Below are 17,691 nucleotides of genomic sequence, written 5' to 3' on the forward strand. Positions count from 1 at the left end.
CCTCGCAACAGCGTGATCTGCAAACGCGCATCTGGTGACGCGCAAGCGCGCACCTGTGACGCGAAGACGCGCACTTGATTGAGAGGATTGGGCAAGAGGACGCGAGTATCCGGCGCGCATAGCCGGCCGGCACAGGTCATATCCAGGTCACCAACGGAGGCATGAACATGACGACGCAAAAGAATGCGCTGGTTACCGGCGCCAACAAGGGTATCGGCCTCGAGACCGCCCGCCGGCTGGCGGCGATGGGATTCAAGGTCTGGCTCGGCGCCCGCGACGCCGCGCGCGGCGAAGCGGCGACGCAGGCTTTGCGTAATGAAGGGCTCGATGTCGAATGGCTCGAGCTCGACGTCACCCGCGATGAGAGCGTGGCGGCCGCGGCAAGAAGCCTGGCGGCGCGGGCGTCCAGCCTCGATGCGCTGGTCAACAATGCCGGCGTCGCCCTTGGCTATGTCGAGGCGCTTGACGCGGACGGCCGCTACCAACGGCCGCCAAGCCTAGAAAATGTCGTGGATATGAAGGCCACTTATGACGTCAATGTCTTCGGCCCGGTTCGCGTCACCCAGGCGTTCCTGCCGCTGCTCCTGGCGGCGCCGGCCGCCCGCATCGTCATGGTCAGCAGCTATATTGGCTCGATCGCTCGCGCGGCCGGCGACAGCCAGTCGCCGCTTCTCATGAGTTACGGCAGCTCGAAGACGGCGCTCAACGCCATCACGGTGGCCTTTGCCAGGGAACTTGCGCCGCGCGGCATAGCGGTCAACGCGGCTGCTCCCGGCTACACCGCGACGGATCTCAACGCGGGTAAGGGTCGTCGCACGGTGCAACAGGCGGCTGAGATCATCGTGCGGCTGGCGACGCTGGAGACCGGCGGACCGACCGGCGGCTATTTCGACGAGAACGGTCCGCTGCCCTGGTGAGCGGGACCGACTATTTCCGGAGCTGGCTGGCAGCGCGTGCGAGCGCTTCGATCTCGTCCCATTTGCCGGCCTTGACCATGTCGTCGGGCGCGACCCACGAGCCGCCGACGCAGATGACGTTGGGCAGGCCGAGGTAGTCGGCGGCGTTCTTGCCGGTGATACCGCCGGTCGGGCAGAATTTGACATCGGCCAGCGGCGAGGCGAAGGCCTTCAGCGAGGCGATGCCGCCGGACTGCTCGGCCGGGAAGAATTTCAGGAAGCGCAGGCCGGCCTCGCGCGCGGCCATGATTTCGCCGGGCGTGATGGCGCCGGGCAGCAGCGGAACCTCGCTGTCGGCGGCCGCCGCCAGAAGCTCGCGCGTTATGCCGGGGCTGACGATGAAGCGAGAGCCGGCGCTCGCCGCTTCATCGAACTGCCTGCTGTCCAGAATGGTGCCAGCGCCGACAATGGCTTCCTCGACCTCGGCCGCCACCCGCCGGATCGCTTCCAGCGCATCGGCGGTCCGCAGCGTGATCTCGATCGCCGGGAGGCCGCCGCGTGCCAGGGCGCGGGCCAACGGCACGGCGTTGGCGACATCATTGATTTTCAGCACCGGGATGACGGGCTGGCCGTTGAGGAGCGACAGGAGTTTTTCGGTCTTGCTGGGCATCTGTCTCTCCATAGCCAAGGGGTGATTTCAACCGATTAGCAGACGGGTGTTTGCCTGTCCACGAAACCGGTCGCGTCGCGATGTCACGCGCTAGCGGACAGCTTACCGGCTCTTTCCCGACAGGGCCATGACAGGTGCCGAAGCCGGTTTCGCCTTGAATCGGCTTTTACGAGCGTCTAGTTGCTCTGGCAATGACACCGTCCGCTCCATCCCAGCCTGTCCGCGTCGCCGCGCTCTACCGGTTTGCCCGGCTCGACGCCTTCGAGACGCTGCGCGCGCCGCTCGCGGCCTTCTGCTGCGGCCGCGGCATCAAGGGCACGCTGCTTCTGGCGCATGAAGGCATCAACGGGACCGTCGCCGGCAGCGAAGCAGCGATCGCCGAGCTGATCGACTACATCGAAGCCATTGACGGGCTGGCGGGGCTCGAGATCAAATACAGCGCAGCCACGGAAATGCCTTTCCATCGCATGAAGGTGCGGCTGAAGCGCGAGATCGTCACCATGGGCGTCGAGGATATCGACCCGGAAACAAGCGCCGGAACCTATGTCGCGGCCGCCGACTGGAACGCGCTGATTTCCGAGCCCGAGACGATCGTCATCGACACGCGCAACGCCTACGAGGTTTCGATCGGCACCTTCAAGGGCGCGGTCGATCCGGCGACGGCGAGCTTTCGCGAGTTCCCAGCCTGGGTGGAAGCGCACCGGGCAGAGCTCGAAGGCCGCAAGGTGGCGATGTTCTGCACCGGCGGCATTCGCTGCGAAAAGGCGACCGCCTACGTGAAATCGCTCGGCTTCGAGGATGTGTTCCATCTCAAGGGCGGCATCCTCAAATACCTTGAGGAGGTTCCGGCCGAGCAGAGCCTGTGGCAAGGCGAGTGCTTCGTCTTCGACGAGCGGGTTTCGGTGTCGCACGGCCTCGCCGAAGGGGACGCGGAACTCTGCCGTGCCTGCCGCCATCCGCTGACGGCAAGTGAGCTGGCGTCGTCGAAATATGCCGCCGGCATCTCTTGCCCGCATTGCTTCGACGCCCGTACCGACGAGGACCGTCAACGCTACGCCGAACGCCAGCGGCAGGTCGAGTTGGCACAAGCGCGGGGCAAGGGGCCGCATATCGGCTCCTGATCCGGGCACCGGAGCCGCGGCGATGGCGGCCTGTCATTGCAATGTCAAGTTTCGGGACCTACGTCTTCGGCGTTCGAAACCTGCCCGTTCGGCCGGGCAAAAGCTGGAGGCACTGAATGTTCGATCCCAAGAAGCTTCTCGACGATCTGCTCGGCTCGCAAATTCCCGGCACCAGCGGCACCGTCCGCGACAAGGCGGGCCAGGCCGTGCAGATGGCCAAGGACAACCCGCTTGCCGCCGGTGCGCTTGCCGCCGTGCTGCTCGGAACAGGGGCCGGCCGCGAGGTGACCGGTGCCGCGGTGAAGCTCGGTGGATTGGCCGCGATCGGCGGCCTGGCCTACAAGGCTTATCAGAACTACAAGGCCGGCAACGCGCCGGAGCAGGCGCCCGCCGCCGGCGAACCGGAATTGCTGCCGCCGCCCAAGGACACCGCCTTCCATCCGTCGCAGGCACCGCAGGGCGAGGATGAGTTCACGCTGACCCTGGCGCGAGCAATGATCTCGGCGGCCAAGGCCGACGGCCATGTCGACGACGAGGAGCGCAGGAAGATCGCCGGCAAGCTCAGCCTTGCGGGGATCGGCTCCGATGCCGAAAAATTCCTGATGGCGGAGCTGGAACGCCCGCTCGACCTCGACACGCTGGTGGCAGGCGCCAAGACCGACGCGCAGAAGCTCGAACTCTACACGGCGTCGCGCCTAACCATCGATCCCGACACGCGCGCCGAGCGCGGGTATCTCGACCTGCTTGCCGGCCGGCTCGGCCTGCCGGACGGGCTGGTCGACCATGTCGAGGCGACGGTTTCGGCGGCCAAGGTTCCCGCAACAAAGGCCGGAACTTCGCCCAATCCACGCTGGTAGTATCAGATCGGGACAGGTGGTCTTTCGGGCGTTAAGCTTTCGTTAACTCAGGAAGCGCATGATTCTACACAGTCGGATCGGCTTTCCTCCTCCCAAGCCCGGTTCAGATCAGGGCGGTCGCCAATGACCGCCCTTTTTGTCGGCCTATGGTGGGGCTTTCTCCGAACCCAGAGTCCACTTTCGAGGGCATGCCCCCTAGGCTGCACTTGCCATCGCCGCCGTCATTTGCGATGCCTTCTGCCGAGCCAAATCCTGAAAATCAGTCGGGCACGCTCGGCGCTGCCGGAGGACATCGGCCATGACCGAAGAAAGAACCGCCATCGTCACCGGCGCCGGCACGGGTATCGGCAAGAGTGTTGCCACGGCGCTGCTCAAGGCCGGCTGGAACACGGTGTTCTGCGGCCGCCGCAAAGCGGTGCTGGATGCCGCGGTCGCCGAGGCCGGCCGGACCGAGGCCAAGGCCTTGGCAGTGGCCTGCGACATCAGCAAGGCAGGCGAGGTCGACGATCTGTTCGAGACGGTGGCGGAAGCCTTTGGCCGCGTCGACCTGCTCTTCAACAATGCCGGCATGGGTTACAAGTCGACGCCGATCGACGAGATCCCGGTCGAAGTGTGGAACGACATTGTCGGCGTCAATCTCACCGGTTCGTTCCTGTGCGCCCGCGCCGCCTTCGGCGCCATGCGCAACCAGCGGCCGATGGGCGGCCGCATCATCAACAACGGCTCGGTGTCGGCCTATGCGCCGCGCCCGGGCTCGGTGCCCTATACGGCGACCAAGCATGCCATCACCGGGCTGACCAAGACGCTGGCGCTCGACGGCCGGCCTTACGACATCGCCTGCGGCCAGATCGACATCGGCAACGCGCTGACCGACATGGCGCAGCCGATGACCGTCGGCGTGCCGCAGGCCAACGGCTCCATCGCCGCCGAAGCGGTGATGGATGTCCAGCACGTCGCCGATGCCGTCGTCCACATGGCCAGCCTGCCACTGAAGGCCAATGTGCTGTTCATGACCGTAATGGCGACCAAGATGCCGTTCGTGGGACGTGGCTGATCAGCGGACGCGGGCAGGGCTTTCGCCGCCGGCTCATTTGCCGGCCAGCGGCGCGCCGGGCTTGAACAGCACAATGGGCCTGATCTCGTAAACCGCGGTCGGATTGACACGGCGAAGGTCGCGGGCGATCGCGATGGCCTCGTCTCGCGTGGCGCAGTCGACGACATAGAGGCCGAGCAACTGTTCTTTGGTCTCGGCGAAAGGGCCGTCGATGACCACGCCGTCGCCCGGGCCACGCAAGGTGAAGGCATCCTGTGTCGCCCCCAGACGCGCGGAGGGTCCAAGCGTGCCTTCCTCACGAAGCCTTGTGTTGATCTTCAGCAACTCGGCCATCAGCGCCGCATCTTCCTGCGGCGTCAGCGCCTTGATCGCATCTTCCACGTGATAGGCAAGGATTGCATAGAACATCCGAGGAATCTCACTTCGATCTGTGTCCGAGGACCGTAGCCGTTCTCGAGATGCACGCCCAGCCTTGGCAGCTTGCCTCCGGACGGCTCATGACACCGCCATGGCAGCCGGCCACAAGCCATCCCGACCCGCGCGGCAGACGCTAAGCCTCACCTGGCGAGGAACGCCCCGATCCGTTCTAGCGCGCGCAAGATGTTTTCCTCGGAGTTGGCGTAGGAGAGCCTGACATAGCCTTCGCCGAGAATGCCGAAATCGGGGCCGCCGATCAGCGCCACGCCGGCGTCGTCGAGCAGTGCGGAGGCGAGCTTCTTTGCCTTCCAGCCGGTCTTCGAGACATTGGGGAAGGCATAGAACGCGCCCTTGGGTGTGATGCAGGAAATGTCGGGCAGAGCATTCAGCCCTTCGACCACGACCTTCCTGCGGCGGTCGAAGGCGCGCATCATGGTGTCGACGTCGTCCTGCGGGCCATCGATGGCCGCGATGCCGGCGAACTGGCTCGGCGCGTTGACGCAGGACCAGCAATTGACCGCCAGCTTGCGCACCTTGTCGTAGAGATGGGCGCCCTTGTCGCCATTCGGCCAGATCGACCAGCCCATGCGCCAGCCGGTCATCGCCCAGGTCTTGGACCAGCCATTGAGAACGATCAGCCGGTCACGGATTTCGGGGTAGCCGAGCAGCGAGCAATGAGCCTCGCCGTCATAGGTCATCACGTCGTAGATCTCGTCGGAGAGGATGGCGACGTCGGGGTGTTTTTCCAGCCCCTTGACCAGCTTCTCGATCTCCGCGCGTGGCGTGACGCCGCCGGTCGGGTTGGCCGGCGAGTTGAGGATCAAGAGCCTGGTCTTTGAGGTGATCAGCGCCAGCGTTTCTTCTGCCGAAAAGGCAAAGCCGTTTTCCTCGCGCATTGGCACGGGGACGGGAGCCGCGCCGGTGAATTCGATCATCGAGCGGTAAATGGGAAAGCCGGGGTCGGGATAGAGGATCTCAGCGCCGGGCTCGCCGAACATCAGGATGGCGGCGAACATGGTCGGCTTGCCGCCGGGCAGGATCATCACCGTCTCGGGTGACACCTCGACGCCGGTGGTGGTCAGCGTGCGCCGCACCACCGCTTCGCGCGTCGCCAGCAGCCCGTTGGCGGGCGTGTAGCCGTGGTGGCCGTCACGCAACGCCTTGATCGCCGCCTCGACGATATGCTGCGGCGTCTTGAAGTCGGGCTGGCCGATGCCGAGATTGACGATGTCGCGGCCCTGTTGGGCGAGTGCCGTGGCCCTCGCGAGCACCGCGAAGGCATTTTCCTCGCCGAGACGGTCGAAGGCCGAAATCGTGTGGAGCATTTTTCCCGTCCGTGTGGTTCTTACTGTGAGGTTGCGTTTTTGTGAGCTTCGGCCCGCAAAAGTCAAACGGATTGGAGTCTTCGGTGTCGGAAAATCTCAAGGATTGGCAGCCGCGCCCGCGCCCGGAGCGCAGGGCGATCGACGGCCGCTATGTCAGGCTTGAACCGCTGAGCGCCGCAAAGCACGGTGATGGGCTCTATGAAGCGTCTTCCGTGTCCGATGTCGACGGCCGCTTCGCCTGGCTGCCCGACTATCCGCCGGAAACCCGCACTGCCTTCCAGCCCTGGCTGGACAAGGTCGAGGCCAGCGAAGACCCGCTGTTCTTCGCCGTCATCGACAAGGCCAGCGGCAAGGTCGCCGGGCGTCAGACATTGATGCGCATCGATCCCGCTTACGGCGTCATCGAGATCGGCAACATCTATTGGGGGCCGCTGATCTCGCGCAAGCCGGGCGCGACCGAAGCGCAGTTCCTCTTCATGAAATACATTTTCGACGAACTGGGCTATCGCCGCTACGAATGGAAGTGCAACAACCGCAACGAGCCGTCGAAGCGGGCCGCGGAACGGTTCGGCTTCAAGTTCGAGGGCATTTTCCGCCAGCACCTCATCGTCAAAGGTGAAAACCGCGATACCGCATGGTATTCGATCATCGACAAGGAATGGCCGGCGCTGCGCAAAGCCTATGTAGCGTGGCTCGATCCGGCCAATTTCGACGGCGCCGGCCAGCAGAAGCGACGGCTCGAGGAGTTTCGCGCGGAATTCGGGGCGTGAGCTTCGGCGCGTAAGGGAGTTTGCCATTTGGCGCATACCCATTCCCACGACCATAGGGGCCATGATCACGGCGGCGCCGGCCATGTGCATGGCGCGACCGACAAGAAGCGCGTGCTGATCGCCGCCTGCCTGACGGCGGGTTTCATGGTGGCGGAAGCGCTTGGCGGCCTGTTCACCGGGTCGCTGGCGCTGCTGGCGGATGCCGGCCACATGCTTGCCGATGCGATCGCGCTCGGCCTGGCCTGGTATGCGTTCCATCTTGCGGGGCGGCCGGCGACCGGGCAGCTCACTTATGGCTTCGGCCGGGTCAAGACATTGGTCGCCTACACCAACGGCATCGCCATCTTCGTCATCGCGCTGTGGATCGTCTACGAGGCGTGGGCGCGCCTACGGGCGCCTGCCCTGGTGCTTGGCGGACCGATGTTGGTCGTGGCGATCCTCGGCCTGCTGGTCAATATCGGCTCCTTCCTGGTGCTGCATGGCGGCGACCGCGAGAGCCTCAACATGCGCGGCGCCATCCTGCATGTGCTGGGCGACCTGCTCGGTTCGGCAGCGGCAATCGTGGCGGCAGTGGTGATCCTTGTTACCGGCTGGACGCCGATCGACCCGATCCTGTCGGTGTTGGTCTCGCTGCTGATCCTGTCGACGGCATGGTCGCTGATGCGCGCCGCCGCCCATGTGCTGCTCGAAGGCGTGCCGCCAAGCCTCGACCGCGACCTCATCGCCACGGACATCCAGAGCGCGGTCAAGGGCGTGCGCGAGGTGCATCATATGCATATCTGGTCGCTGGACGGGACAAGCACCATGGCGACGCTGCATGCCTGCCTCGACGAGGGCCTCGATGCGCATCAGGCCGTCAGCGCCATCAAGAAGCGGCTTGCCAGCGAGCACGGCATCAGCCATGCCACCGTGGAACCGGAATTCGGCCAATGCGCCGACGAGGCCGACGACCACGATCATGAGCATGGGCACGATGCGGCCGCGCATCACAGCCACCATCACTAAGCCTGGTCGGGTACCGGCCCTGCCTCAGGAGTTCCAAAGCTTTGAAAGCCAGCTTGACGAATGCCCGCTGCCCCGGTGCTGCATGATGGACCGCGACACCAGGAATGCCGCTATTGCCGCGCTGTGGATCATGCTGCTTTTCGGCATCGCTGCCTTCTATCTGCCGACCGTGATGCTGGCACTCGGCAATCTTTCGACGGTGCTCGCCGGTATATTCGGCATTGCCTTCGTGCTGGCGTTTTTCCTCGTGTTCTGGCTGCGCGCGCGCAGCCAGCGCAAAAATCAGGGCAAGTAAGGGAATTTTGACATGCGCATTCTGATCACTGGCGCCGCGGGCATGGTCGGCCGCAAGCTCATCGCCCGGCTGGCCAAGGACGGCACGCTGCGAGCCGAGAAGATCACTGCGCTCGACCTGCACGACATCGTGCCGCCCCAGGCGCCGGCCATGGAGGGTGTCAGTATCAGCACCCACACAGGCGACCTGGCCGAGGCGGGCGCTGCCGAAAGCCTGGTCGCGTCGCGTCCCGATGTCATCTTTCATCTCGCCGGCATCGTGTCGGGCGAGGCGGAAGCGAATTTCGATCTCGGCTACCGCGTCAATCTCGACGGCACGCGCGCTTTGTTCGATGCCATCCGCCTGGCGGGCTTTACACCGCGCGTGGTTTTCACCTCGTCGATCGCCGTGTTCGGCGCGCCGTTCCCGGATGTCATTCCCGATGACTTCCATCCGACGCCGCTGACCTCCTACGGCACGCAGAAGCAGATGAGCGAGGCGCTGCTCGCCGACTATTCCAGGCGCGGCTTCCTCGACGGCATCGGCATCCGCCTGCCGACGATCTGCGTGCGGCCCGGCAAGCCGAACAAGGCGGCCTCTGGTTTCTTCTCCGGCATCATCCGCGAGCCCTTGAGCGGGCAAGAGGCGATCCTGCCGGTGCCGCGCTCCGTCGTGCATACCCATGCCAGCCCGCGCTCGGCGGTGAATTTCCTGATCCATGCGGCCGGGATCGACGGCGCTGCCGTCGGGCCGCGCCGCAACCTGACGATGCCCGGCGTCGCCGTCACCGTAGGCGAGCAGATCGAGGCGCTGGAGCGCATTGCCGGATCGAAGACGGTAAGCCTGATCCGCGAGGTGCCGGACGAGACGATCTGGGCGATCGTCAAGGGCTGGCCGACCCGCTTCGAGGCGAAGCGGTCGCGAGAGCTCGGCTTCAGCGCCGAGAAGAGTTTTGACGAGATCATCCGCGCCCACGTCGAGGATGAACTGGATGGCAAGGTGTCTTGATATTCAGGTGATGCCGGCCTGCGAACAGCTGATACCTGCGCTTCCCCGTCCTACTGCGTCGCAGTAGAACTGAGCTCACGTACTTTAAGTACGCTCCGCTCCGGTTCTCGGCATCAGCAGTTCTCGGCGCGGCCTGAGCTGAATCTCAACACAGCTTCGGGTGCCTACTTATAGTCAAACGCTGCCCGTCAAACTCGCCGACAGCAGCAGCAGCCCGAACAGGAACACGAAGGCCGCGCCGCCGATCTCGACGATCGAGTGGATGCGGTTGCCCATACGGCCGTCGCCGGCGAAGTGCACCGCCCAGTTCTTGGCGGTCACGGCAAGCGTTGCCAGCGCCGAGACGGTGATCGCGGTGCCCAGGGACATTGCCAGCACCGACAGCAGGCCGCCGAGCCAGAGCCCGTTGAGCAGCGCGAAGCTCAGCACGATCAGCGCGCCGGAGCAGGGGCGTATACCGACAGCGGCTACCGCCGACCAGGCTGTGCGCCAGTCGAAACGGTCGCCCGACAGCAGCGCCGGGTCGGGCGCATGCGAGTGGCCGCAGGTTTCGCAGACCTCGACCGCCGCGTGATCGCGATGCGCATGGTCATGGTGGGCATGATCGTGCGCGCCATGGCCATGATGGTGGTCATGCGCGGCGTGGTCGTGATGGTCGTGCGAATGGTCATGGTCGTGGTCGCCATGCCCGTGCAGCACGTGCGAATGCGCATGAGCCGAAAGGCTGTGCGCGGCATGCGAATGGCCGGCGTGGGAATGACCCGCGTGAGAATGACCCGCATGCGAATGCCCGGCGTGCGCCGCCGACAGACTGTAGGCGGGTGCCTTGCCGAACAGGCGCAGGATGGACGGGCCGAGCTTGCGCCACAGCAGCCAGGCGCCGAACAGGGTGACGAGGCCAAAGCTCATGATCTCCATGAACCAGGCCGCGTCGGTCATCGAGATGGTGGTGCCGCGCAGAACGAAATAGGCGAGCAGCATGACGGCGATCGCCGTCAGACCCTGCAGCAGTGCCGAGACGAAGGACAACAGAATGCCGCGCTTGAGCGCCACTTCATTGGCCACCATGTAGGACGAGATCACCGCCTTGCCGTGGCCGGGCCCGGCGGCATGGAAGATGCCATAGGCGAAGGACAGGCCGATCAGCACCCAGAGCTTGCTGTTGTCCTGGCGCATCGCCTTCATGGCCGTCGCCAGCGCGCGGTAGAATTCCTGTTGCCGCACATTGATCCACATCAGGATGTGGGCGAACGGACCGGTGGTGGGCGCCATGCCGTCATTGACGCCGATGCCGAGCGAGGACTGGGCCTGCGCGGCATTGGCGAAATGCATCGCGGCAAAGGTGAGGGCCAACAGGCCGAATGCCAAACGCAGGGACGGTTTCGTCACCGGCTTCATCCTTCTGGCTGACAGGTCAGTTCGAGCTTGGTGGCAAAGATCTTGCTCATGTCGGTGCCTGTCGGGTCGTTGAAGAAGGCATCCGTCAGGGTCTTCTGGTTTTCCTTGATGGCCTCGTCAGGGTCCGGACGGACCACCTTGCTGGTGCAATTCGACGGCAGGCCAGCAACCGTGATGTTGGAATCCTCGGTGAAGTCGATCGCCGTGTAGAAGGTCGGGTCATAGACGCCGATGTCGATCGTGCCGGTCAGCTTGATCGGCGCCTTGGGTGCGGACTCAAACAGGATGATCAGCTGGTCGTTGTCGAAATTGGCCATCAGATGCGGGGGCGGCACCATCGTCACGTCCTTGCCGTTCTGCGTGACGAGCTGGAAATAGTTGAATTCGGCCAGCGAGGCATGAACTGTGTCGGCGACCTCCTTCAGCTCCTTGTCGTCAAGCTTCAGGTCGGAATTCTTGTCGAACTCCATCATCACCGTACTCGAAAACAGGTCGTCGAAGCGCCAGAGATGACGCAGCGCTTTCACACTTTGGTGATCCGGGGACAGGATGACGTCCAGCCGGGCCTCGGCGAAGACGTGCGGATGCACGTAGGCCGGTCCGGTGGCGGCAAGGGTCGCCGCCAGGGCCGAAGCCAGTATGATTGCGTGCCGTTTGAGCTGCATTCCCGGTCGCGATTCCCTTGGCTTTGGAGAGATGTCGAGAGTTACCAGAAAGCGGGCGAAATTGGGACCGGGACGCGGCGAAGGTGGGTCAAGCGACCTCACGCGTCCTGAACCACTGCACAAGGAAGTCGACGAAAACACGGACCTTGGCCGGCAGATAGCGGCGGTGCGGGTAGACGGCGAAGATGCCGCCGCCCGACAGGATGCGGTCGTCGAGCGCCGTTACCAACTGGCCGCTCTTGAGATCGGGCGAGGCGATGAAATCCGGCAGGATGCAAAATCCGAGTCCCGACAGGGCCGCGGCCCGCGCCGCCATCGGGCTGTTGACCTCGATAGGGCCTGTCACCGCGACGCTCAGTTGATCGTTGTTGTCGCCCTTGAACGCCCAATTGTTCAGCCCGCGGCCATTGGTGTCGACGATGCAGGGCATGTGACCGAGATCCTGCGGTCGTGTCGGCATGCCATGCCGGGCGATCAGTTCGGGCGAGGCGCAAAGTTTCACTGAAAACGGCGCGAGCCGTCTCGCGATCAGCGACGAATTCTCCAGGCGCGAGATGCGCACGGCGAGATCGAAACCTTCCTCGACCAGGTCGACGAAGCGGTCGTCGAGCTGGATGTCGAGCACGATGTCGGGATGCTGCTTGGCGAAGTCGATCAGCGACTGGCCGATCGGTGCGTCGGCGAAGGTGCGCGGCGCCGACAGTTTGATCCTGCCGCGCACGTCGCCGGACGATTCGCGCACGGCATCCGCCAGGCTGTCGACCTCGCGCACGATCTCCGAGGCGCGCCGGTAATAGGTGTGGCCGGCCTCGGTCATCGAGAACTGGCGTGTCGTGCGGTTCAGCAGCAGCGCGCCGAGTTCGTCCTCCAGCTCGCGCACATATTTCGACAGCAGCGCCTTGGAGCGGCCGATCTTGCGCGCCGCCGCCGAAAAGCCCTCGGCCTCGACGACGTCGATGAAGGCGCGCATGCGGGTCAGTGTGTCCATGGTTCAGGCCCTTTGTGCTGCGTCGAGAAGTTTTCGGCCGAGCCGTATCAGGGCAATGTCGCTGCCGGAAGGGCCAAGCAGCGAAAGGCCGAACGGCGCGCCGGCGACCGAGCCGATGGGCAAGGTGATCTGTGGGAAGCCCGACAGGCCGGCGAGGCACAGAAGATGCAGGGCGCGCTCGCGATAGGCCTGGAACTGCTCCGGCGTCGAGTCGGCATAAGGTGCCGGGCCCGGCACCGTCGGCAGGACAAGGAAGCCGTCCTTGCCGAGCAGGGTGCTGAGCTCGCCGCGGAAGGTCAGGCGGCGCACTTTCTCGGCCTGCGCCGTGCGGTCGTCGACGGCGCGGCCAAAGCCGAAACGCTCCTCGACGCCTGGGCCAAGGTCGCGCTCGCCGCTGGTGATCCATTCGCCATGCACGCGCCAGGCTTCCCTGGCCTGCAGCCGCCGAAAGCACCAGTAGAGTTCATCCGGGGAAGAGCTGAAGCGCGTGGTCGAGGTCGCCGGCATACCGAGCACCGCGCCCGCCAGCGCCTTCATTGCGGCATATTCGGCAAGTGCGGGGCGAGCGACCATCTCGTCCAGCCAGGTCAGCGATATCGGGCGGTCCAGTGAATGCTGGTGCGGGTCGCGGCCAAGCAGCAGCTTGCCTGTTGTCTCGTAGGTCTCGATGTCGTCGGCGAACCAGCCGAACGTGTCGAAGCTCGGCGCCAACTGCATCGCGCCGTCGAGCGAGATGCGCCCATGCGTGGTGCGCAGCCCGATCAGTCCGCAAAAACTCGCCGGCGCGCGGATCGAGCCGCCAGTGTCGGAGCCGGTGGCGATGTCGGCCAGCCCGCCCGCCACTGCCGCCGCCGAGCCGGACGACGAGCCGCCGGTGACGCGGTCGGGAGCGGCCGGGTTCACCGGAAACGGAAAATGCGCGTTCTGGCCGAACAGCGCGAAGGCCAGTTCGTCGGTCTGCGTCTTGCCGACGAAGCGCGCGCCGGAATCGAGAATCGTCTGCACGGCCGGCGCCGTGCGCGAGGCGGCATTGCTTTCGGCGAATTTCCTGGAATTGCCGCAACCGGTGCGGTAGCCGGCGACGTCGTAAATGTCCTTGACGGCCAGCCGCAGGCCGCCGAGTGGGCCGAGTTCGGCATGGGCCACAGGCATCTGGCGAAGATCGAGGAAGGCGTTGTAGGGACCGTGCGTGCCTGTCATTGTTCGATATCCGGATACGGTTGCACTTACATTGTTCGATGCCGGAAATTTTACAACCTGCGATACGATTTTTATTGATTGTGAAATCCATCGCCCCTATATCGCGCTTGCCCAAAGTCGCACGTGCCTGTGGGTGTCCGCCGATCCTCGAATGGTGAGGGAAATCGGTAAGGTAACTGGAGCCAACCCCTCCAGTCGGTCTAGCGGCCAACCGCCAGCCCGAGGACACCTTGAAGCAACGACGGTGCGGGCCTTTCTGGTTCTCTGCCGGTTGTCCAAAGACCGGGGTTACTGAAGAGGCACACCTTCATTGCCGGTAGTGCGGAACGGGGTTCTCCCAATCCAAGCCAAGGCAGACAAAGCGGACCGAAGCCGGGCAAGGCCGAGGTTCATCGCCGCGAGACGGCGTTTCATGGTTCCGGGGTCTCCACCGGCTGGTTCCATGGATTTTCCGTCCCGCCTTTGTCCACCGCGTGTTCGCGAGGCCGACAGCCCGCGTCCGCACCCTTGTGCGCGCCGAAAGGCGTGTTTGGAGAAACCCGATGGCTACCCAGCGCATCCTCGACTTCCTCGCCACCCGACGTCCGTCCGGCCCTTGCCTCGTCGTCGACCTCGATGTCGTGCGTGACAATTTCCGCGCCTTCGAGAAGGCGCTGCCCGATTCCAAGATCTACTATGCGGTGAAAGCAAACCCGGCGCCGGAAATCCTGCGCCTCCTTGCTGCGATGGGCTCGTCCTTCGACACCGCTTCGGTTGCCGAAGTCGAGATGGCGATGGACGCGGGTGCGCCCGCGGACCGCATCTCCTTCGGCAACACCATCAAGAAGGAGCGTGACATCGCACGCGCCTACCAGCTCGGCATTCGCCTGTTCGCGGTTGATTGCGTCGAGGAGGTCGAGAAGATCGCCCGCGTCGCTCCCGGCGCGCGCGTGTTCTGCCGCGTGCTGACCGACGGCGAAGGCGCCGAATGGCCGCTGTCGCGCAAGTTCGGCTGCGTGCCTGCCATGGCCGTCGACGTGCTGCGCCATGCCAAGGGCCTCGGCCTCGACGCCTATGGCGTGTCGTTCCATGTCGGCTCGCAGCAGACCGACCTGACCGCCTGGGACCGTGCGCTGGCCGACGCCAAGAAGGTGTTCGCCACGTTGGCCGAGGAAGGCATCGTCTTGAAGATGGTCAATATGGGCGGCGGTTTCCCGACGCGCTATCTGCGTGACGTGCCGGCGGCCCAGGCCTATGGCCAGGCGATCTTCTCGGCGCTGCGCAAGCATTTCGGCAATGCCATTCCCGAAACCATCATCGAGCCGGGCCGTGGCATGGTCGGCAATGCCGGCGTCATAAAGTCGGAAGTCGTGCTCATCTCGAAGAAGGCCGACAATGACAATGTGCGCTGGGTGTTCCTCGACATCGGCAAGTTCGGCGGTCTGGCCGAGACGATGGACGAGGCGATCCGCTATCCCCTCGTCACCCGCCATGACGGCTCGGAGACCGCGCCTTGCGTGCTCGCCGGCCCGACCTGCGATTCGGCCGACGTGATGTACGAGAAGACGCCGTATCCGCTGCCTCTGTCGCTGACCATTGGCGACGAGGTGCTGATCGAAGGCACTGGCGCCTACACGACCACCTACTCGGCGGTCGCCTTCAACGGCTTCGAGCCTCTCCGATCCTACGTGATCTGACGGTTCTTTATTTGGCGCATTTTCGGACGGCGAACCGGATGCCACTTCGCCTGAAAAAGCGCTGAGAACCGATCAGATCATCCCGGGCAGGCGCTTGCCGCCCGCCCGGGCTCGCTTGTGGAACAGATCTCCGCTTGCCAGGGATTGCGGAAATGGAAATGTCAGTTGAAATCGTAGCTCATGCGCCGGCCTTTTCGATGGTCGCCGAAACCGTCGCAGACGTCGCGGCACGCGAAGCCTTGCTTGATCGTGCCATGGGGCCGATGCGGCGGAAAAAATCGTCTGAGAAGCTGCGGCGTGGCCGCCGGCCTTCGGAAGGCCTGGCCTTCGTCGCGCGCGATGCCTCAGGCGGCGTCGCCGGCACGGTGCGGCTGTGGGATGTCAGGCTGGGCGAGGGCGGCCCGGCGGCATTGCTGCTTGGCCCGCTCGCCGTCGATCCGTCGCTCAAGAATGCCGGCATCGGCTCGGCGCTGATGCGCCACGCCGTGGCCGAGGCGGCGCGTCTCGGCCACGCGGCGATCCTGCTGGTCGGCGATGCGCCCTATTACGGACGCTTCGGCTTCTCGGCCGACAAGACAGGCGGGCTGGCGATGCCGGGCCCCTATGAGCGGCATCGCCTGCTGGCGCTGGAACTGGTGGACGGCGCGCTGGATGGCGTGCACGGCACGCTGAAGGCTTGCGGCCGCAAGCTGAAGGGCACAGGCGCCGACGCTGGCCGCCTGAGGGCTGAGAACCGCTATTGACCATTCAAACGAAAACGCCGCCCCAAAAGGCGGCGTTTTTTGTGACTTCGGAGCGAGGCTGATCAGCCGATCAACTGGCTGAGCGCCATGGCCACCGTCATGTCGCCTTCGACTTTGATCTTGCCGGTCATGAACGCCATGGTGGGGTTCAGGTCGCCTGCGATCAGCGAATCGAGATCGTCGAGCGAGAGCTTGATGGTGCAGTCGGTGGGGGCATCGGTGTTCGAGACGGTTGCGCCATCGATGATGATAACGCCGTCGCCGCCGGTGTCGAACTTCACGGAACGATCAAACCCGCTGCTGGCCACGCGCGACTTGATCTTCTCGGCAATCTCCTGAACGCTCACGCTGTTCTCCCTGTCTGGTTGCACCTGTCGCACAGGGCATTTCGGTCCGGCCGAAGCTCGTGCGGCATTTCTGGCGACCACGGTCGCTGCCGCATATAGCTTTGGGTTGACGTTTACGTCAACGCGAATCCTGGAGGCTGGTTCCTATCGCCGCACCAGGTAACCTGTCGGGGCACCAGGGGTCAGTGAGCCGGCGGCGCGTCCGCTTCGGCCGACTTGGCGGTCCCGGCAGCCGAGGGGTCGGAATCCTGCCGGCGGCGCAGCCAGTTGTCGCGGATCTCGTCCTTGCTCAGGAAATTGACCTGATCGACCAGAACCTCATGCACCAGGTTCGCTCCGACGCGGGCGTTGACGGTGTCGCGGATGGCGGCGCGGAAGGCATCGAGATCGATCGACGCCTTCTTGGTGAAGTCGATCTGCGGATTGGCGTAGAGATAGCTGTAGACCTGGTCGGTGATCAGCGCTTCGGCCGGAATCGACAGTTTCTTTATCTGCTCCGGTTCGACGGTGTAGACGAGCTTGGCTAGGAAATAGCCGCCGATCTTGGAGTCGCGGATCAGCGGCACCGAAATGACGTCGGTCTTGACGTAATCCAGTCCGCCCAGCATCGGCTTGGGTTTCTCGCCGACGCCGCGTTCGCCGGCTGCCTGGAACGAATAGAAGACGGCGCCGAGCGTGGCGGCGCAGACCCAGACCGCGATGGCGATGATCTTGATCATTCAGAGCCCGACATCATCGCGCTCTAGAGCCTGTTCCATCCCGATTCAATCGGGATGGGGCTCTATCTCTTTGTTTGAGCGTGATCTTTTCCGAAAGCCGGCATCCACTTTTCGGGATCATGCTCTAGCCCTTCATCCGGCCGAACTCGCCTGCGGAGTAGGTGCCGTCGGTTTCGGCGCGCTGGATGGCGCTGCGCAGCAGGCTGGCGACCTCGTTGACGGCGCTCAGATGCGCCAGGATCGCCGCCTCGTTCTTCGCCAGTTTCTGGCGCAGCCGGGTCAGGCCCTCGCGATGCTGTTCGAGGAACTCGGCTTCGCTGCCGCCCTTCATGGCGCGGGTCAGCTCATAGAGATAGCGGCTCTTGCGGGCGTTCGACGCCTTGAGATCATAGCTGGTATCTCTGCGGATGCCGGCGGTCTCTTCCTCGACTACCTCCTCGATGCGGCCGATGATGGCGGCGAGGTTTCCGGGCCGCGCGAACAGGATCGGAGCCTCCGACGCGGCCGTGCGCGCCGGCAGGTTGGCAGTGAATTCGGAAGAATCGGCCATGGTGTTTC

At 64.5% G+C, this 17,691-nt stretch carries 20 protein-coding genes; 10 read left to right on the forward strand and 10 right to left on the reverse strand.

The genetic code is table 11. The features are described 5' to 3' along the window. Positions 1 to 167: 167 nt before the first annotated feature. Positions 168 to 917 (forward strand): SDR family NAD(P)-dependent oxidoreductase, encoded by a 750-nt coding sequence (locus ACWGS8_RS04680; RefSeq protein WP_454579814.1) that lies wholly within the window; start codon positions 168 to 170, stop codon positions 915 to 917. A 10-nt stretch (positions 918 to 927) separates the two neighbouring features. Here the strand turns inward: ACWGS8_RS04680 and ACWGS8_RS04685 are convergent, their stop codons facing one another. Next, positions 928 to 1,566: a 2-dehydro-3-deoxy-phosphogluconate aldolase gene (locus ACWGS8_RS04685; RefSeq protein WP_454579815.1), complete on the reverse strand. Its 639-nt coding sequence runs from the start codon at positions 1,564 to 1,566 to the stop codon at positions 928 to 930. A 191-nt stretch (positions 1,567 to 1,757) separates the two neighbouring features. Here ACWGS8_RS04685 and trhO point away from each other — a divergent pair, with 191 nt between their 5' ends. The 3 genes from trhO to ACWGS8_RS04700 all read left to right on the forward strand — a co-directional run bounded on the left by trhO (position 1,758) and on the right by ACWGS8_RS04700 (position 4,598). Next, on the forward strand, positions 1,758 to 2,687 hold the full coding sequence (gene trhO, locus ACWGS8_RS04690) for an oxygen-dependent tRNA uridine(34) hydroxylase TrhO (RefSeq protein ID WP_454579816.1): 930 nt from the start codon (positions 1,758 to 1,760) through the stop codon (positions 2,685 to 2,687). 116 nt (positions 2,688 to 2,803) lie between these two features. Next, the gene (locus ACWGS8_RS04695) at positions 2,804 to 3,544 is read left to right on the forward strand and encodes a tellurite resistance TerB family protein (protein WP_454579817.1); all 741 of its coding nucleotides are present in this window, start codon (positions 2,804 to 2,806) and stop codon (positions 3,542 to 3,544) included. A 298-nt stretch (positions 3,545 to 3,842) separates the two neighbouring features. Continuing rightward, entirely contained in the window at positions 3,843 to 4,598 is a 756-nt protein-coding gene (locus tag ACWGS8_RS04700; RefSeq protein ID WP_454579818.1) for an SDR family oxidoreductase, read from the forward strand. 33 nt (positions 4,599 to 4,631) lie between these two features. Here ACWGS8_RS04700 and ACWGS8_RS04705 read toward each other — a convergent pair whose 3' ends face one another. Next, positions 4,632 to 5,006: a YciI family protein gene (locus ACWGS8_RS04705; RefSeq protein WP_454579819.1), complete on the reverse strand. Its 375-nt coding sequence runs from the start codon at positions 5,004 to 5,006 to the stop codon at positions 4,632 to 4,634. 149 nt (positions 5,007 to 5,155) lie between these two features. Beyond that, the gene (locus tag ACWGS8_RS04710; RefSeq protein WP_454579820.1) at positions 5,156 to 6,340 is read right to left on the reverse strand and encodes a pyridoxal phosphate-dependent aminotransferase; all 1,185 of its coding nucleotides are present in this window, start codon (positions 6,338 to 6,340) and stop codon (positions 5,156 to 5,158) included. An 83-nt stretch (positions 6,341 to 6,423) separates the two neighbouring features. On the opposite strand from ACWGS8_RS04710, the gene ACWGS8_RS04715 reads away from it, so the two are divergent. The 4 genes from ACWGS8_RS04715 (at position 6,424) to denD (ending at position 9,397) form a co-directional block, all read left to right on the forward strand. Then, positions 6,424 to 7,110 carry a GNAT family N-acetyltransferase gene (locus tag ACWGS8_RS04715; RefSeq protein ID WP_454579821.1) on the forward strand — a complete coding sequence of 229 codons (687 nt, stop codon included), beginning with the start codon at positions 6,424 to 6,426 and terminating at the stop codon, positions 7,108 to 7,110. A gap of 27 nt (positions 7,111 to 7,137) precedes the next feature. Next, entirely contained in the window at positions 7,138 to 8,115 is a 978-nt protein-coding gene (locus tag ACWGS8_RS04720) for a cation diffusion facilitator family transporter (protein ID WP_454579822.1), read from the forward strand. An 82-nt stretch (positions 8,116 to 8,197) separates the two neighbouring features. Continuing rightward, positions 8,198 to 8,410, forward strand: coding sequence for a hypothetical protein (locus ACWGS8_RS04725; protein WP_454580117.1), 213 nt, complete (start codon positions 8,198 to 8,200; stop codon positions 8,408 to 8,410). Between the two features lie 12 nt (positions 8,411 to 8,422). Further along, positions 8,423 to 9,397: a D-erythronate dehydrogenase gene (gene denD / locus ACWGS8_RS04730; RefSeq protein ID WP_454579823.1), complete on the forward strand. Its 975-nt coding sequence runs from the start codon at positions 8,423 to 8,425 to the stop codon at positions 9,395 to 9,397. Positions 9,398 to 9,571: 174 nt separating this feature from the next. Here denD and ACWGS8_RS04735 read toward each other — a convergent pair whose 3' ends face one another. The 4 genes from ACWGS8_RS04735 to ACWGS8_RS04750 all read right to left on the reverse strand — a co-directional run bounded on the left by ACWGS8_RS04735 (position 9,572) and on the right by ACWGS8_RS04750 (position 13,648). After that, entirely contained in the window at positions 9,572 to 10,795 is a 1,224-nt protein-coding gene (locus ACWGS8_RS04735; RefSeq protein WP_454579824.1) for a nickel/cobalt transporter, read from the reverse strand. Continuing rightward, positions 10,792 to 11,460: a DUF1007 family protein gene (locus tag ACWGS8_RS04740; protein WP_454579825.1), complete on the reverse strand. Its 669-nt coding sequence runs from the start codon at positions 11,458 to 11,460 to the stop codon at positions 10,792 to 10,794. Before ACWGS8_RS04740 ends, ACWGS8_RS04735 begins: the two co-directional genes overlap by 4 nt. Positions 11,461 to 11,548: 88 nt before the next feature. Beyond that, a complete protein-coding gene (locus tag ACWGS8_RS04745; protein WP_454579826.1) occupies positions 11,549 to 12,448 on the reverse strand; it encodes a LysR family transcriptional regulator in 900 nt (299 codons plus the stop codon). Positions 12,449 to 12,451: 3 nt separating this feature from the next. Next, a complete protein-coding gene (locus ACWGS8_RS04750; RefSeq protein ID WP_454579827.1) occupies positions 12,452 to 13,648 on the reverse strand; it encodes an amidase in 1,197 nt (398 codons plus the stop codon). A 542-nt stretch (positions 13,649 to 14,190) separates the two neighbouring features. Here ACWGS8_RS04750 and odc2 point away from each other — a divergent pair. Then, a complete protein-coding gene (gene odc2, locus ACWGS8_RS04755) occupies positions 14,191 to 15,324 on the forward strand; it encodes an ornithine/lysine decarboxylase (RefSeq protein WP_010911321.1) in 1,134 nt (377 codons plus the stop codon). Between the two features lie 152 nt (positions 15,325 to 15,476). Then, on the forward strand, positions 15,477 to 16,067 hold the full coding sequence (locus tag ACWGS8_RS04760) for a GNAT family N-acetyltransferase (protein ID WP_454579828.1): 591 nt from the start codon (positions 15,477 to 15,479) through the stop codon (positions 16,065 to 16,067). Positions 16,068 to 16,129: 62 nt separating this feature from the next. Here ACWGS8_RS04760 and ACWGS8_RS04765 read toward each other — a convergent pair whose 3' ends face one another. From ACWGS8_RS04765 to ACWGS8_RS04775, 3 genes are all read right to left on the reverse strand, one after another. Next, on the reverse strand, positions 16,130 to 16,414 hold the full coding sequence (locus ACWGS8_RS04765; protein WP_454579829.1) for an SCP2 sterol-binding domain-containing protein: 285 nt from the start codon (positions 16,412 to 16,414) through the stop codon (positions 16,130 to 16,132). 182 nt (positions 16,415 to 16,596) lie between these two features. Then, complete coding sequence (locus tag ACWGS8_RS04770; protein ID WP_454579830.1) at positions 16,597 to 17,133, reverse strand: hypothetical protein; 537 nt, start codon at positions 17,131 to 17,133, stop codon at positions 16,597 to 16,599. Positions 17,134 to 17,257: 124 nt separating this feature from the next. Beyond that, the gene (locus tag ACWGS8_RS04775; RefSeq protein WP_454579831.1) at positions 17,258 to 17,683 is read right to left on the reverse strand and encodes a hypothetical protein; all 426 of its coding nucleotides are present in this window, start codon (positions 17,681 to 17,683) and stop codon (positions 17,258 to 17,260) included. Positions 17,684 to 17,691: the final 8 nt, after the last annotated feature.

This window comes from Mesorhizobium sp. 43Arga, from assembly GCF_053714255.1.

What these genes read in the sequence shown, in the direction of transcription:
- ACWGS8_RS04710 (WP_454579820.1), bottom strand. Translation starts at nt 6,340, where the DNA reads ATGCTCCACACGATTTCGGCCTTCGACCGTCTCGGCGAGGAAAATGCC.
- ACWGS8_RS04770 (WP_454579830.1), bottom strand. Translation starts at nt 17,133, where the DNA reads ATGATCAAGATCATCGCCATCGCGGTCTGGGTCTGCGCCGCCACGCTC.
- ACWGS8_RS04745 (WP_454579826.1), bottom strand. Translation starts at nt 12,448, where the DNA reads ATGGACACACTGACCCGCATGCGCGCCTTCATCGACGTCGTCGAGGCC.
- odc2 (WP_010911321.1), top strand. Translation starts at nt 14,191, where the DNA reads ATGGCTACCCAGCGCATCCTCGACTTCCTCGCCACCCGACGTCCGTCC.
- ACWGS8_RS04680 (WP_454579814.1), top strand. Translation starts at nt 168, where the DNA reads ATGACGACGCAAAAGAATGCGCTGGTTACCGGCGCCAACAAGGGTATC.
- trhO (WP_454579816.1), top strand. Translation starts at nt 1,758, where the DNA reads ATGACACCGTCCGCTCCATCCCAGCCTGTCCGCGTCGCCGCGCTCTAC.
- ACWGS8_RS04740 (WP_454579825.1), bottom strand. Translation starts at nt 11,460, where the DNA reads ATGCAGCTCAAACGGCACGCAATCATACTGGCTTCGGCCCTGGCGGCG.
- ACWGS8_RS04725 (WP_454580117.1), top strand. Translation starts at nt 8,198, where the DNA reads ATGATGGACCGCGACACCAGGAATGCCGCTATTGCCGCGCTGTGGATC.
- denD (WP_454579823.1), top strand. Translation starts at nt 8,423, where the DNA reads ATGCGCATTCTGATCACTGGCGCCGCGGGCATGGTCGGCCGCAAGCTC.
- ACWGS8_RS04705 (WP_454579819.1), bottom strand. Translation starts at nt 5,006, where the DNA reads ATGTTCTATGCAATCCTTGCCTATCACGTGGAAGATGCGATCAAGGCG.
- ACWGS8_RS04735 (WP_454579824.1), bottom strand. Translation starts at nt 10,795, where the DNA reads ATGAAGCCGGTGACGAAACCGTCCCTGCGTTTGGCATTCGGCCTGTTG.
- ACWGS8_RS04775 (WP_454579831.1), bottom strand. Translation starts at nt 17,683, where the DNA reads ATGGCCGATTCTTCCGAATTCACTGCCAACCTGCCGGCGCGCACGGCC.
- ACWGS8_RS04695 (WP_454579817.1), top strand. Translation starts at nt 2,804, where the DNA reads ATGTTCGATCCCAAGAAGCTTCTCGACGATCTGCTCGGCTCGCAAATT.
- ACWGS8_RS04700 (WP_454579818.1), top strand. Translation starts at nt 3,843, where the DNA reads ATGACCGAAGAAAGAACCGCCATCGTCACCGGCGCCGGCACGGGTATC.
- ACWGS8_RS04760 (WP_454579828.1), top strand. Translation starts at nt 15,477, where the DNA reads ATGGAAATGTCAGTTGAAATCGTAGCTCATGCGCCGGCCTTTTCGATG.
- ACWGS8_RS04685 (WP_454579815.1), bottom strand. Translation starts at nt 1,566, where the DNA reads ATGCCCAGCAAGACCGAAAAACTCCTGTCGCTCCTCAACGGCCAGCCC.
- ACWGS8_RS04750 (WP_454579827.1), bottom strand. Translation starts at nt 13,648, where the DNA reads ATGACAGGCACGCACGGTCCCTACAACGCCTTCCTCGATCTTCGCCAG.